This window comes from Paraburkholderia phytofirmans, assembly GCF_046028095.1.
Lineage (GTDB): Bacteria > Pseudomonadota > Gammaproteobacteria > Burkholderiales > Burkholderiaceae > Paraburkholderia > Paraburkholderia phytofirmans_A.
Genome location: NZ_JAQQDJ010000003.1, coordinates 439,240 through 452,541, shown reverse-complemented (window position 1 = coordinate 452,541; position 13,302 = coordinate 439,240). Strand labels below are relative to the sequence as shown.

Sequence of the window (13,302 nt, the reverse complement as noted above, 5' to 3'; positions counted from 1 at the left end):
AGCGCCATGCTGCATCTACTACACACTACGCGATCGATTAACGACCGTAGTTCACAACCGGGGCCGAGTACGAGCTATTCGTCGTTTCCGAACGGCTGCCTGCCTGCGACGAACCATTGGTGGCCGAACCATAACCGCTCGTCTGAGCAGCGCTCTTTTGCGCCGCGACGCGCGCTTCGGCAGCCTGAATGTTGGACGGATAGTCTTCGTCGTTCGCGGTGCCCGGGTTGTAGCCGGCTTTTTCCAGCTGGATCAGTTCGGCGCGCACTTGAGCGCGCGTAACGGGCTGATTCGATTGAGCAAAGGCGGCAAGCGGAGCGGTAATGAGAGCGGCGATAACAACAGCTTCGATCAGGGATTTCATGATGACTACCTCCAGAGATTGTTTTTTGCGATGCTGCGAACCTGTGTCTGCAGCGTGTTGATACAGTCTAGGAGGCAATGTATATAGGGTAAACCCCAAATCGACGAATTCACTGTTGCGATAAACGGGATAACTGGGGCGCGGACACAAGGTTTTGCCCCGTCGACGGCGCCAGTTCACCGGCATTTCGGCCGACCGTTCCTTGCCGGTCGCTTCTCGGACTTGCGCCGAAACGCGCGCGATAGGTCCGCGAAAAATGCGAAGGCGACTCGAATCCGCATGCTACGCAAATCGACGTAATCGACATGTCGGTCTGTTGCAGCAATTCACGCGCACGCGTGAGGCGCAACTGCTGATAGAAATGCGTCGGCGTGTCCTTCAGCGACGCGCAGAACAGCCGCTCCAGTTGCCGCCGGGTCACGCCGATTTCCTGCGCGAGCCGGTCCGGCGTGAGCGGCTCCTCCATATGCTGCTCCATCACGCCGATCACCTGAATCAGCTTGCGGTTGTGCACGCCGTAGCGCGCCGCGATCTCCATGCGCTGATGGTCCGAGCGCTGCCGGATACGGCTCACCACGAATTGCTCCGAGACGGCCGAGGCCAACGCGGCGCCATGCTCACGGCCGATCAGGTCGAGCATCATGTCGATCGACGCCGTGCCGCCCGCGCACGTAATTCGCCGCGCGCCGATTTCGAACAGCTCCTGGCTCGCATCGAGCGACGGATAGCGTTCGCGGAATGCCGACAGCGCTTCCCAGTGCACGGTCACACTATCCGCGCCGCCGAGCAGCCCAGCTTCCGCGAGCACGAAGCTGCCGGTGTCGATGCCACCGAGCGTCGCGCCCGCGCGCGCGAGGCGCTTCAGACAATCGCCCAGCTCGCGCGTGTAACACGCGAGCGGCTCGAAGCCCGCGACGACGAAGAGCGTCCGCGCCGCGTCGACGTCGCCGATGGCCGCATCCGCGTTGATTGAAATGCCGTTGCTGGCGGCCACCGGCGCGCCGTCGAGACTCAGAATGCGCCAGCGGTACAAATCGCCGCGAAAGCGGTTCGCCACGCGCAACGGCTCCACCGCCGACATGAAACCGATCGCCGAAAAGCCCGGCAGCAACAGGAACGACATATCTTCGGGCATCGTGCTCGGACTCGATCGGGAGACAAAAACCGCAGGCGGACGCGGGTTCCCGGCGAGCGTAGCAAGCAGCGGCCAAGCCGGCAAGGCACACCAAAATTCGCGGTTGACTCGATGTTGCGTCGCAATGCGAACGGCACAGGTTTTCCCTCATTGTCGCGTGGGAGCAAGAACGGGTCGCTGGCGGTCGCTTTGGCTGGAATATGGGGCATTAACGTTACGTCATTCGTGCAGTTCAGGCATCACATAAGCCGTATCGCATGTCCGGGGGCCGCCTCGCCCCATGTCGTTTGCTCAGGCGAAGCGGCCCGGTTCGAAACACGTTGTCATTCGAGTCAGAAAAGGGAACGTCATGAAGTTGCGCATCAAAGCCCTGCTTGCCCATCTTGCGTGTCTCGCGGCGGCCGTCGGCGCCGCTGTCACCGCGCTGCCCGCCTTCGCCCAGGACCCCGCGGCCTGCCGCGCGGTGCACTTCGCCGATATTGGCTGGACCGACATCACCTCGACCACCGCGCTCGCATCGACCGTGTTCGAGGGACTCGGCTATCAGCCGGTGACGACGGTCGCCTCCGTGCCCATCTCGTTCGCGGGTCTGAAGAGCAAACAGCTCGACGTGTCGCTCGGCTATTGGTGGCCGGTGCAGGAAAAGGCGATCGCACCGTTCGTCGACTCGAAATCTATCCAGGTGCTGCAGCCGCCTAACCTGACCGGCGCCAAGGCGACCTTCGCCGTGCCGAGCTACGAATACGACGCGGGCCTGAAGACTTTCGCCGACATCGCCAAACACCGCGATCAGCTCGACGGCAAGATCTACGGCATCGAGCCCGGCAGCAGCGCGAACGCGGCGATCCTGAAGATGATCGCCAACAATCAGTTCGGCCTCGGCGGCTTCAAGCTGATCGAATCGAGTGAAGCGGGCATGCTGGTCTCGGTCGACCGCGCGATCCGCGAGAAGAAATGGGTGGTCTTTCTCGGCTGGGAGCCGCATCCGATGAACATCCAGATCGACATGAAATACCTCACCGGCAGCGACGGCGTATTCGGTCCGAACGACGGCGAAGCACGCGTTTATACGCTGACGTCCCCCGACTTTCTGACGCGGTGCCCGAACGCGGGCAAGCTCGTGAGCAATCTGCGCTTTTCGACGCAGCTCGAAAACGTGGTGATGCAATCGGTGATGAACAAGGAAAAGCCCGCCGACGCCGCCAAGGCCTATCTGAAGAAGAACCCGCAGGTACTGGACGCCTGGCTTGCCGGCGTGAAGACCTACGACGGCAAGGACGGCTTGCCCGCGGTCAAGGCTTATCTCGGTCTCTGATCACGTCAGTTGCGCAAATCAACCCACAGGAACCAGCTCGCATGAATCATGAAGTCATCGTGACCTGCGCGGTCACCGGCGCAGGCGATACCGTCGGCAAGCACCCGGCCATTCCCGTCACGCCGAAGCAGATTGCCGAGGCCGCCATCGAAGCCGCTAAAGCCGGCGCGACCGTTGCGCATTGCCACGTGCGCGATCCGAAAACCGGACGCGGCAGCCGCGATCCGCAACTGTATCGCGAGGTGGTCGATCGTATTCGCTCGTCGGGCACGGACGTGATCATCAATTTGACGGCCGGCATGGGCGGCGATCTGGAGATCGGTCCAGGCGAAGATCCGATGCGCTTCGGCGCGAACACGGATCTGGTCGGCAGCCTCACGCGCCTCGCGCATGTGGAGGAATTGCTGCCGGAAATCTGCACGCTCGATTGCGGCACACTCAATTTCGGCGACGGCGACTACATCTATGTGTCGACGCCCGCGCAGTTACGGGCCGGCGCACGGCGCATCCAGGAACTCGGCGTCAAGCCCGAACTGGAGATCTTCGATACCGGGCATTTGTGGTTCGCGAAGCAATTGCTCAAGGAAGGCCTGCTCGACGCGCCGCCGCTGTTCCAGATATGCCTCGGCATTCCGTGGGGCGCGCCCGCCGACACCACCACCATGAAAGCAATGGCAGATAACCTGCCGCCCGGCGCGCAATGGGCCGGCTTCGGCATCGGGCGCATGCAGATGCCGATGGTCGCGCAGGCGATGCTGCTCGGCGGCCACGTGCGCGTCGGCCTCGAAGACAACATCTGGCTCGACAAAGGCGTGCCCGCAACGAACGGCACGCTGGTGCAACGTGCGGTGGAAATCATCGAACGGCTCGGCGCACGCGCGCTGACGCCAGCCGAGGGGCGCCGCAAGCTCGGTCTGCCCGCGCGTGGCGAGCGTCAGTTGGAGCGACGCGCGGTGGGACAGTACGCTTGATTCACCCCGCTCGATGCGACTCGCTTCGAAACCGGACAACACACAGGCAAAGGAAACATCAGCAATGGCAGTGATCGTCGATATCAAAACATTCGCGGCAATCGGCGTGGGCGTGATCGGCAGCGGCTGGGTGGCGCGCGCGCTCGCGCACGGACTCGACGTGATTGCGTGGGATCCGGCGCCGGGCGCCGAGAAGCAGTTGCGCGAGAACGTCGCGAACGCGTGGCCGGCGCTGCAGCGCGTAGGGCTGGCCGCGGGTGCGTCGCCTGAGCGATTGCGCTTCGTCGATACGATCGAAGCCTGCGTCGGGCAGGCGGATTTCATTCAGGAAAGCGCGCCTGAGCGTGAGGAATTGAAGCTCTCGCTACACGAACAGATCAGCCGCGCGGCGAAGCCCGATGCGATCATCGCTTCGTCGACGTCGGGCCTTTTGCCGAGCGATTTCTATGCACGGGCGGTGAATCCGCAGCGTTGCATCGTCGGGCATCCGTTCAATCCGGTGTACCTGTTGCCGCTCGTCGAAGTGTTGGGCGGCGAAAGCACCGCGCCAGAAACCATCGACGCCGCGCTGCAGGTGTATCGTGCGCTGTCGATGCGGCCTCTGCGGGTTCGCAAGGAAGTGCCGGGCTTCATCGCCGACCGCCTGCTCGAAGCGCTGTGGCGCGAAGCTTTGCATCTGGTCAACGAAGGAGTGGCGACCACGGGCGAAATCGACGACGCGATCCGCTTCGGCGCGGGCATCCGCTGGTCGTTCATGGGCACGTTCCTGACCTACACGCTGGCGGGCGGCGACGCGGGCATGCGCCACTTCATGCAGCAATTCGGACCCGCGCTGGAGCTGCCCTGGACTAAACTGGTAGCGCCGAAGCTCACAGATGAGCTGATTGACCGCGTTGTTGACGGCACCGCCGAACAGGTCGGGCCGCGCTCGATCAAACAGCTCGAACGTTACCGGGACGATTGCATTACGAGCGTGCTGACGGCGATTGCGGAGGCGAAGGCGCGGCATGGAATGCAGGCGGCTGACTGAGGGCGAGCACGTGGAGGCGCGGAAGAGCCAGAGGCCGCTGAAGGCGCAGATGGCGCGCCATCCGGGCCAAGCTCCGGCTGCGCGCCGTTTTACTTATTAGCCGTACCGCGTCTATCTCGCGAATCCGATGCCGATGCAATGAATCTCTCGCGGCCGCACTCTCGGAACGCCACGGTCGCCGCCTTTGATACGAACAACGGAGACAACTTGCCGATGTCGCAACCCGCTGCCCTACCTTGCTATCGCGACACGGTGCGCGCCGAATGGGTCGATTACAACGGCCATCTGCGCGACGCGTTCTATATGCTGATTTTCAGCTTCGCGACCGACGCCCTGATCGACCTGATCGGCTTACCGGACGCCGTGCGCAAAGAACGCCGGCGCTCGATCTACACGCTCGAAGCGCATATCAACTATCTGCACGAAATCAAGGAAGGTGCGCAGGTGCGCGTCGACATGCGCGTGCTCGCGCACGATGCGAAGCGGCTGCATCTGTACCTCGAGATGTTCGCCGACGATGGCTGCGAACCAGTGGCAGCAGGCGAGCAAATGTTGCTGCACGTGGATACCGGCGGCCCACGCGCCGCCGCGTTCGATCCGGATATCGCGGCGCATGTGCGGGCATTGGCCGACGCGCATGCCGCACTGCCGCCCGCCGCGTTTGCCGGCCGAGTGATCGGCTTGCCCGCGAAGACGAAGCCGAGTGGGAGTGGACATGCTTGAGCCAGAGATGGCCGCGTTCATCGAACGAGCCGCCGCGTTTTTTCCGGGGCATTCGACTTCATTGACGCCGGCTGAGCAGCGCAAAATTTACGACCAGTACGCGGCGGCGGTCACACCCGCGTTGCCCGATGAAGTCGTGACTCAAGACGCCGAGTTCCCCACCGGCGCGGGCCATTCGATCGCGCTGCGGCTGTACCGCAACCGTGCTAGGCATCATGAAGCGGCGCGTGGCGCCGTGCTGTATTTTCACGGCGGCGGCTTCGTGCTCGGCTCGTTGGACAGCCATCAGCTCGTGACCGCACGGCTCGCCGCGGACACCGGTCTCGACGTGATCGCGGTCGACTACCGGCTGGCTCCCGAACATCCCGCGCCGGCCGCGCATGACGATTGCTTGGAGGTCACGCTCGCCGCCTTGGCTGGGCGCTTGCCGTTCGAACTGCGTGCCGGCGCGCCGCTGCAACTGGCGGGCGACAGCGCCGGCGCCACGCTGGCGGCCAGCGTAGCGATGCGGCTGCGCGACGACGCGGTTCAAGGCATAAGCGGCCTCGTGCTGGTTTATCCGATGCTCGGCACCGAGCCGCAGTTGCCCGCGCGCGAGAGCGAAGCACACGCGCCGATGCTCAAGCTAACCGACGTCCATGCGTTCCGCGATCTGTATTGGGGCACCCAGCCGCCCTACCCCGCATGGACGATTCCGCTCGATGCGACGCGCTACGACGGCCTGCCGCCGACGCTCGCGATCGGCGTCGAACACGATCCGCTGAGGGACGACGCGCGCGTGTTCGCCGAGCGTATCAACGCGGCCGGCGGTGAGGCGAAGCTCCAGATCGGCGCCGGACTCGTGCATGGATGCTGGCGCGCCATCGATTCGAGCCCCGGCGTACAGACGCTACACGAGGATGTGTGCCGTTTTCTGTCTGCCCATGCGACGCCGACGTCGTCCGCAGCCGGTCGTTAGCACGGGTTCAGGCCGCCGGATAGTCAGTGGCGACGGCCACCGCTTTCAACCTGTGGGCCTTTCATTGGCCCTGACTCCAGCGAGGCGAACGCACCGGCGTCTTGCGCAGTGCGCGATCAGCGGGCGTATCCGGCGCCGGCAACCGCACGGTGAAGGTCGTGTGCACGCCGCGTATCGAACTGCACTCGATACTCCCGCCCAGCAGCTCCGTCGCGCGACGGCAGAACGCGAGCCCCATGCCCGCACCGCTGCCGTGCCGCTTGGTTGTGAAGAACGCGTCGAAGATATACGGCAGGACGTCGGGCGCGATGCCCGGCCCGGTGTCGCGGAATTGCAGCACGCAGAAGTCCTGATCCTGAACGGCACTGATCGTGATCTCGCCGTCGCCGCCCACGCGAATGGCATGCAACGCGTTTTTCAGCAGATTGAACAGCACGAAAACCACCACCGTATCCGAGCCCGAAAAAGACATGGCGAGGTCGATGGGCTGTACCGTGACAAGCTCGCGCTCGCGGCCGCTGAACGGATACCGCTCCAGCGCCGACATTACGCACTGATGCACCGAATGCCGGCTGAAGTCGCCGCGGTCCAGACGATCGAGCGTGAAAGACGCGAGCGCCATTTCCACCATCGCGCTGGTGCCGGAAACTTCGCGCCGGATCGCCGTCGCCAGCTGACCGATGCGTTCGGACTGTCCGGCCTCGTCGTGATCGTCACACAGCCCGTGCGTGACTGCTGTCCGGTACCCTTTGAACACATGTCCCCACACGCTGGCGATTTCGTCGGCGTGCATGCCGATGGTGGCGAGCGGCGTCGAAATTTCGTGCGCAATGGTCGCCGCCACGGCGTACGGGTGAATCAGGTGATAGCGCACGATGGTGATCGCCAGCAGCCCGAGGCTCAGGCCGATGAACAGGACGCCCGGCGGATAGAACCCGAAGCCGTAGTTGACCGCGTAGTCCATCGCGGCAAACGAATACAAACACAGGCTCGCCAGACACAGATCGAGGCGCCGCCGCGCGTCGCCCTCCGCCTTCTGGCGCGCGGCGAGCAGAAGCTGCGCGCTGCGGCCGGCCAGCAGCACGGTCTGCACCACGTGCAACAGATGCAGCGGCCCGGCGACCGGATAGTAGCCGAAGAAGAAATGCTGATAGCCCGCCACCACTTCGTTGCCCGGCAGCAGGATCGCGAGGACGAAACACAGACCGTACGACGCAAGCAATATCGGCCGCTCGCGGCGCTGCGCCGCCACCTCCGTCACGAAGTGGTAGAACGTTGTCGGCAGAAAAAGAATGAACAGATAGCCGCCCCTGACCAGCAGGTCCGCGGTGTGCGGGTTGTCCGTCTGAAACAGCAGCGTCCATGCGCCTTGCCAGGCGAAGGTCGAGACGCACATCAGGATGAACGGCGTGAACAGACGCGTCGCGCCTTGCGTAATCAGTACGTATAGGCCGAACACCACGAACATCGCGGACACGCAGGCAGTCGGAATGGCGTACATGTGGCTTGACGTCCCGGCAGACTTTAGCGAGTCCGTTCCTTCCGCCATTGCGCGAACGTCATCAGGTCCATGCCCACGTCGGCCCTGTCGATCGGGGTCCAGCAATAAAACACGTCATCCCAGCCCGGAATGGTGCGCGGGGTCAGCGTTCTGACGGTCATGCCGGAGCGATAGGCCAGGTTCGGCCAGAAGATCGGCATCACCTCGCGGACCGCCATTTGCTTCAGAAGATCGGCCGGGCCGTCCTCGTCCGCGACGATTTCGCCCTGCGAGATCCAGTCGTTCTCGGCCCACGCGACGAAAACGCTCGGGTTGCCGGCGCGATCGAACATCAGAATGGCGTCCTGTTCCGGGCGCCAGTAATACTCGACGATACCGTTCGCGGCCACCACCTCGTCGATCACTTTACGCGTTCGCGGGTCGCAATACGTCAGGCCGTTCTCGCCCAACGCGAGCCACCCGCCTTCCGAACAGTGCCTCGCCTTGGCATCCTTCAGGAAATGGGCCAGCCGGTTGGCGGAGTCGGTATCCGTTTTTCTCAGGTATAAATCGACGATTCCCGCATTGAAGGCTTTGACCGCGACGGTTTCGTCCGCGACCCCGGTCAGCAGCACTTTCGCGCAGCGCAGATTGGAGATGGACGAGAGGAATTCCACGCCGTTCATGCCCGGCATGTCGAAATCCACGACCACCGCCGCGACTTCCGCGAAACGGGAGCCGCGGGCCAGAATATCCCGTTCCGCCGCGGTTTCCATGTAGCGCTCAAATCCCGTCTCGCTCACACATGCCGACGCCGGCGCGAACTCCAGCGAATTCTTGCGAGCGTGCTGACGAATGAAGGCGAGCGCGGTTTGAGGCCGCGTAAAAAACAGATTGGTCGCGCTATCCGGAAAGAAACGCCGCAGTGCGTCGAGATAGCTGTCGTTGTCATCCACGAAGACTACCGTCGACGGATGGAGAACAGGTGGTCGAATAAAATTGTTCATATTTTCACGTGGTTCATCACGCCCCCGCTGGAGGACAACCGCGGCAGACCGCCAGCCGTGGGTCACAGCAACCCGCACGACACGATGCAGCGCGGCGGCTCCCCGAGCCTGTGGGAAGCCGCTGCCTCGGCCATCGGCCGCATGGCAGCGCCATATTTCTGCCGCTTCCGGTTCCCGCATGTTCGCCTATGGAACATTCCGGCGCGCCTCGCACCTGCTTACAGGCAGGATTCTCTCACGCCGGTCGCCAAGGCGGTTTTCCGCTGAACAATATAGTACAGGGCCTTGGCATCGATCGCGCGAAGTCGCCGCGGCGATCAACGGCGGCGCTTATGCGTTCTGGGCAATCCGCGATGAAGGGACGCCTTTTACGGCCGCGACGCCACCTCGTCCAGATGCGCCAGCAAATCCGCCGGATCGTCGTAGACCCGCAACGCGCCGGCGCGCTCGAGTTCCTCCGTGCCGTATCCGCCCGACAGCAAACCCACACCCAGCGCCCGGCAGCGCCGCGCCGCGAGCATGTCCCAGATGCTGTCGCCGACCACCACCGTATGTTCGACCGGTACGCCGAGCCGCCCAGCGGCGGCGATGAACAGATCGGGATCCGGCTTTGCATATTTGACGTCGTCGCGCGTCACGACCACGGCCTTCGCGGGATCGACACCGAGCGCCTCCAGATTGAGCGCCGCCGTCTCCATGCGACCGCTCGTCGCCACTGCCCAAGGCGTCCCGGCTTGCGTCAGCGCGTCGAGCAGCGCCCGCGCGCCCGGCAGCGGACACACCTGCGCGCGCAACCGCTGATAGGCCGCGGCGTGCGCCTGACGAAGACGCTCGACCCGGTCGGCGCTGATTTCGCCGTGCGTTTCCCGCAGAAGCTGATTGGTGAAGAGCCCGCCGCTCATGCCGATCTTGCGGTGAATTCGCCAGACCGACAAGGGAATGCCTTCGCTGTCGAGCGCTTCTTTCCAGGCCAGCACGTGCTGGTAGACGCTGTCGACCAGCGTCCCGTCGAGATCGAAGAGGAAAGAGGTCTGGATTCGCATGGTGTGCTCCTGTTGATGACTGGCTTCGCCAATATGCCATGTCCGGAGTTTGCGGGTCGCGCGATTCCGGCCTCGATTTTCGTCGCCCCTCACGTAGCGTTGGAGTTGATGGCCGGCAGATGGGTCGATGAAACGTCACTGGCGTTCATCCGCGAACGTAGCGCAGCTACTTTAATGCGGCGTGCCCGGACGCGATTTTCGAGCCGCGCTGTTCATGCTAGCCTCTTCGCTTCCAGAAACAGGATGTCGCATGAACACACCTCGATTGCGCCTTCATGGCCTGACCCGGCGACGCACGATCGCGATGCTTGCCTCGGTATTTGCATTCTCGACGGGCGTGAATCACGCTGCCTTCGCGCAGTCTGAGAACACGAGCAGCGTGGAGTATTCCGGTACGGTTGGTGAAGCGAAGGTCGGCATGACGCTCGTTCTGCACGGGAATGCGATAGGCAAAGCGCATTACTTCTACTACCGCTACCTCAAGGACATTGCACTGACCGGTCGACAATCCGGCAGCGATCTGACGCTGCAGGAAGCAAATGGCACTTTCAATCTGCACTTCGTCGGCAATGGATCGAACGGCGACCAACCACTCGATTTTTCCAACAGCGTTGGACTTGCAGGCAATTGGATCGGCGGCGGGAAGACTTTGCCGGTTAAGCTCACTCTCGAAGGCATGTCGTTCGCGGACGCGAATACGGCACACCGCTACGGGATGATCACCGACGAAACGGATGACGTATTCGAAGCACGCGCTCAAGGCTTCTATTTCGCCGCACTGAAGGGCGACTCAAAGCAGGCAGCGCGCTTTGTTCACTTCCCATTGCGGGTGAACTGGAGCGCGACGCATCACGAAATGATAGATTCGGCGAGTCAGCTTGCCGCCAACTGGAATCGCATCTTCACGCCCAAGTATCTTGCGGCGCTACGCGATGTCGTTCCGCATGATATGCCGGTGATCAAGAGCCAATACGCGATGCTCGGTGCCGGGCTCGCGTTCTTTACGGATAAGGGTGTCGAGGTTTTGAACGCGCAACAGTAGGCGTTGCGCACGGTAGAGGACGTCACGGCGCGGGCCACTCTCCCCGTCTTTACGCGCCGCGAGTGCGGGCGGACTTCATGCATACGATCAACTTCGGCGCCCAATGCCCACAGCGTACCGTCACCGCAGTGACCATGAATGCGTAATCGACGCGCCCCCTTCATATCGGTGGCGCGTCGATCTTTTTTAGCGGTGTTGAGCCGCTTATTGAGCTAAGTTACTGGCCCGTGTAACCGAGCGGAACAGTCGCATTGGCCTTGGCAACAGTAGCATTGTTCGACACGATGTACTGCGGCACTTCAGTGAGCGTCAGCGCGACCTGACCGTTGGTGTAGGCCACCGTGCTCACATTGCCGTAACCGTCGATCTTCGTCACATTGCCCGACGTGCCAGCGTTGTCGACCTGAAGCGAGTAGCTAGTGGAATAGGTCTGGCTATACGTGCCGTTGCTCGCCGGCCACTGCGCATTGCTGTGCGTCCACGCGGCGGTCACGACCTTGCCGTTACCCAGCTGCTGGAACCCATACGCAAAGACTCCGGCGGGCGCGCTCTTGATCCGGCCCAGCGTATTCGTGCCGTCGAGAACCCGCGTCATCGTTGCGAAGGCCATCGCTTCAGGCTTCGGCGAAAGGTTCGATGCACCGAATGCGCCTTGTGCGTCGTTCAGGTCGAAGAACGAGCCGTATCCCACTTCGCCCGGATAGTCCGGACCGTAGAACAGCGTCGTGACCTGGGCACCGCCGCCAAGCACGATGATGTGTGCCCGCACGCCGACTGCCGCATGCGCGAACAACTGGTTCTGCGACGGCACATTCGGACCGTAGTTGAGGCCCGGGTCGTAGCTCACGCCGGCTTCCGTGAAGAACAGCTTCATGTTCGGCTTGCCGGCCTGCATGACCGAACGCAGTTGCGCCATCTGGTTGTCGAGCGCGTTGGCCTGGTTCGCCGTGCTCGGATCGGAATCCTGCAGTTCAGGCGGATGAGCCGGGTATGTGCCCGCATTCCAGTAACCGTGCGTTGCGACCGCATCGATGTAATTCCACAGGCCGAGTGCGCCGAACTTCTGCAGATAGCCCGTCGTACAGGTATCGCAATTGGAAGCGAACGGATTGCCGGTGCCCATCACGACCGCGTTCGGATCGGTCGAGTGAATGCCTTCGTAAGCAGCCTTGTACATGGCGACGAAATTCGCGTCGCTATCCGCCCAGCCGAGGCTCGGTTCCCACGTTACCTGATAGTAGTTCTTCTGCTGATTCGGGTAGTTGGCAGCGCGGATCAGGCTCGTATCGGTGCCGACCTTGCTCATGAAGGTCTGGAACTCAGGCATGTTCGACGGCGCGTAATAGCTGTCGTTGAACTGGCCGGTCTTCGAGTCCCACGCCGGCAGTCCGTCCAGACGCACGATACGCATCTGATCAGGATTGGCCTTGTAGAACGGATCGAGGTCGTTCACGTTCGGCGTGTACGTATTGGGGCCGTTGGGTTCCATGGCCGATACCTGACGGTCGTCGATCGTCCACGAGATACCCAGCGCGTGCAAAGCGGCGATGTTGCCGTTGAAGCCCTGCATGCCGAAGCGGTGCTGATCCTGGTGCGCATACGTCACGGTGCCCAGTACCGAACTGAGGCTCGGCAACACACCGAACGTCGCGATGCCGACCGGACGCGTGCCGCTTCTCGGCAACGTGCCGCCGTTCGAACGCAGAGTGGCGGTGAGTGCACCATAGCCGGACCACGTCGACGTACACGGAATCGTGCTGGTTTGTACGCCGGCCTTGACTGCAAAACTGCCTTGCGTCTTGATCGCGCCATTGGAATCCGCGACGGACCAGACGACCGTGTCCGCGCTCGGCGCGTTCGTCGTAATGGCCAGTTTGAACGGGGCGTTGTTCTGGAACACGCGCAGGCCGTCGGTGGTCGGCGTGTCGGCGCTGATCACGCCGTTCGCGGTTCCGCCGGCCGTTTGCGTCGGCGTGCTGCACGACATGGTCGAGCTGCCCGGCGTCGGGGACGGAGTCGGCGCGGGAGTCGGAGTTGGCGTCGGAGTTGGCGTCGGGGTCGGGGTCGGGGTCGGGGTCGGAGTCGGAGTCGGTGTGGGGGTCGGGGTCGGTGTCGGTGTGGGGGTCGGTGTCGGTGTGGGCGTCGGGGTAGGAGCCGGAGTCGGCGTTGCCGCAACCGCCTTAACCCAACAAGACTTGCCATACCCGTACGCGGGGTCCGACTGCGAAACTGCG

The 13,302-nt window shown here is 63.0% G+C and carries 12 protein-coding genes; 6 read left to right on the top strand and 6 right to left on the bottom strand.

The window, feature by feature from the left end:
• Positions 1-37: 37 nt before the first annotated feature.
• Both PQR54_RS10945 and PQR54_RS10940 read right to left on the bottom strand, forming a co-directional pair.
• Positions 38-364: a DUF4148 domain-containing protein gene (locus PQR54_RS10945; RefSeq protein ID WP_408245424.1), complete on the bottom strand. Its 327-nt coding sequence runs from the start codon at positions 362-364 to the stop codon at positions 38-40.
• Between the two features lie 109 nt (positions 365-473).
• Positions 474-1,499, bottom strand: a complete 1,026-nt coding sequence (locus PQR54_RS10940) for a GlxA family transcriptional regulator (protein WP_408245422.1) — start codon at positions 1,497-1,499, stop codon at positions 474-476.
• Positions 1,500-1,848: 349 nt separating this feature from the next.
• On the opposite strand from PQR54_RS10940, the gene PQR54_RS10935 reads away from it, so the two are divergent.
• From PQR54_RS10935 to PQR54_RS10915, 5 genes are all read left to right on the top strand, one after another.
• Positions 1,849-2,814, top strand: a complete 966-nt coding sequence (locus PQR54_RS10935; protein WP_408245420.1) for a choline ABC transporter substrate-binding protein — start codon at positions 1,849-1,851, stop codon at positions 2,812-2,814.
• 41 nt (positions 2,815-2,855) lie between these two features.
• Complete coding sequence (cdhC, locus tag PQR54_RS10930; protein ID WP_408245418.1) at positions 2,856-3,785, top strand: 3-dehydrocarnitine:acetyl-CoA trimethylamine transferase CdhC; 930 nt, start codon at positions 2,856-2,858, stop codon at positions 3,783-3,785.
• 64 nt (positions 3,786-3,849) lie between these two features.
• A complete protein-coding gene (locus PQR54_RS10925) occupies positions 3,850-4,815 on the top strand; it encodes an L-carnitine dehydrogenase (RefSeq protein WP_408245416.1) in 966 nt (321 codons plus the stop codon).
• Between the two features lie 213 nt (positions 4,816-5,028).
• Positions 5,029-5,538, top strand: coding sequence for a thioesterase family protein (locus PQR54_RS10920; RefSeq protein ID WP_408245414.1), 510 nt, complete (start codon positions 5,029-5,031; stop codon positions 5,536-5,538).
• On the top strand, positions 5,531-6,496 hold the full coding sequence (locus PQR54_RS10915; protein ID WP_408245412.1) for an alpha/beta hydrolase: 966 nt from the start codon (positions 5,531-5,533) through the stop codon (positions 6,494-6,496). The genes PQR54_RS10920 and PQR54_RS10915 overlap by 8 nt, the downstream gene beginning before the upstream one ends.
• A 61-nt stretch (positions 6,497-6,557) precedes the next feature.
• Here PQR54_RS10915 and PQR54_RS10910 read toward each other — a convergent pair whose 3' ends face one another.
• The 3 genes from PQR54_RS10910 to PQR54_RS10900 all read right to left on the bottom strand — a co-directional run bounded on the left by PQR54_RS10910 (position 6,558) and on the right by PQR54_RS10900 (position 10,026).
• Positions 6,558-7,997, bottom strand: coding sequence for a sensor histidine kinase (locus PQR54_RS10910; protein ID WP_408245410.1), 1,440 nt, complete (start codon positions 7,995-7,997; stop codon positions 6,558-6,560).
• A 23-nt stretch (positions 7,998-8,020) separates the two neighbouring features.
• Positions 8,021-8,983, bottom strand: coding sequence for a response regulator (locus PQR54_RS10905; RefSeq protein WP_408246054.1), 963 nt, complete (start codon positions 8,981-8,983; stop codon positions 8,021-8,023).
• 368 nt (positions 8,984-9,351) lie between these two features.
• Entirely contained in the window at positions 9,352-10,026 is a 675-nt protein-coding gene (locus tag PQR54_RS10900; protein ID WP_408245408.1) for an HAD family hydrolase, read from the bottom strand.
• Positions 10,027-10,276: 250 nt separating this feature from the next.
• Here PQR54_RS10900 and PQR54_RS10895 point away from each other — a divergent pair, with 250 nt between their 5' ends.
• The gene (locus PQR54_RS10895) at positions 10,277-11,068 is read left to right on the top strand and encodes a hypothetical protein (RefSeq protein WP_408245407.1); all 792 of its coding nucleotides are present in this window, start codon (positions 10,277-10,279) and stop codon (positions 11,066-11,068) included.
• 217 nt (positions 11,069-11,285) lie between these two features.
• On the opposite strand, the gene PQR54_RS10890 is transcribed toward PQR54_RS10895, so the two are convergent.
• The gene (locus PQR54_RS10890) at positions 11,286-13,055 is read right to left on the bottom strand and encodes a glycoside hydrolase family protein (protein WP_408245405.1); all 1,770 of its coding nucleotides are present in this window, start codon (positions 13,053-13,055) and stop codon (positions 11,286-11,288) included.
• Positions 13,056-13,302: the final 247 nt, after the last annotated feature.

Excerpts from the sequence above, each read along its gene's own strand:
- PQR54_RS10915 (WP_408245412.1), top strand. The coding sequence starts at position 5,531 with ATGCTTGAGCCAGAGATGGCCGCGTTCATCGAACGAGCCGCCGCGTTT.
- PQR54_RS10935 (WP_408245420.1), top strand. The coding sequence starts at position 1,849 with ATGAAGTTGCGCATCAAAGCCCTGCTTGCCCATCTTGCGTGTCTCGCG.
- PQR54_RS10910 (WP_408245410.1), bottom strand. The coding sequence starts at position 7,997 with ATGTACGCCATTCCGACTGCCTGCGTGTCCGCGATGTTCGTGGTGTTC.
- PQR54_RS10920 (WP_408245414.1), top strand. The coding sequence starts at position 5,029 with ATGTCGCAACCCGCTGCCCTACCTTGCTATCGCGACACGGTGCGCGCC.
- PQR54_RS10925 (WP_408245416.1), top strand. The coding sequence starts at position 3,850 with ATGGCAGTGATCGTCGATATCAAAACATTCGCGGCAATCGGCGTGGGC.
- PQR54_RS10905 (WP_408246054.1), bottom strand. The coding sequence starts at position 8,983 with ATGAACAATTTTATTCGACCACCTGTTCTCCATCCGTCGACGGTAGTC.
- PQR54_RS10945 (WP_408245424.1), bottom strand. The coding sequence starts at position 364 with ATGAAATCCCTGATCGAAGCTGTTGTTATCGCCGCTCTCATTACCGCT.
- PQR54_RS10940 (WP_408245422.1), bottom strand. The coding sequence starts at position 1,499 with ATGCCCGAAGATATGTCGTTCCTGTTGCTGCCGGGCTTTTCGGCGATC.
- PQR54_RS10900 (WP_408245408.1), bottom strand. The coding sequence starts at position 10,026 with ATGCGAATCCAGACCTCTTTCCTCTTCGATCTCGACGGGACGCTGGTC.
- PQR54_RS10890 (WP_408245405.1), bottom strand. The coding sequence starts at position 13,055 with ATGTCGTGCAGCACGCCGACGCAAACGGCCGGCGGAACCGCGAACGGC.
- cdhC (WP_408245418.1), top strand. The coding sequence starts at position 2,856 with ATGAATCATGAAGTCATCGTGACCTGCGCGGTCACCGGCGCAGGCGAT.
- PQR54_RS10895 (WP_408245407.1), top strand. The coding sequence starts at position 10,277 with ATGAACACACCTCGATTGCGCCTTCATGGCCTGACCCGGCGACGCACG.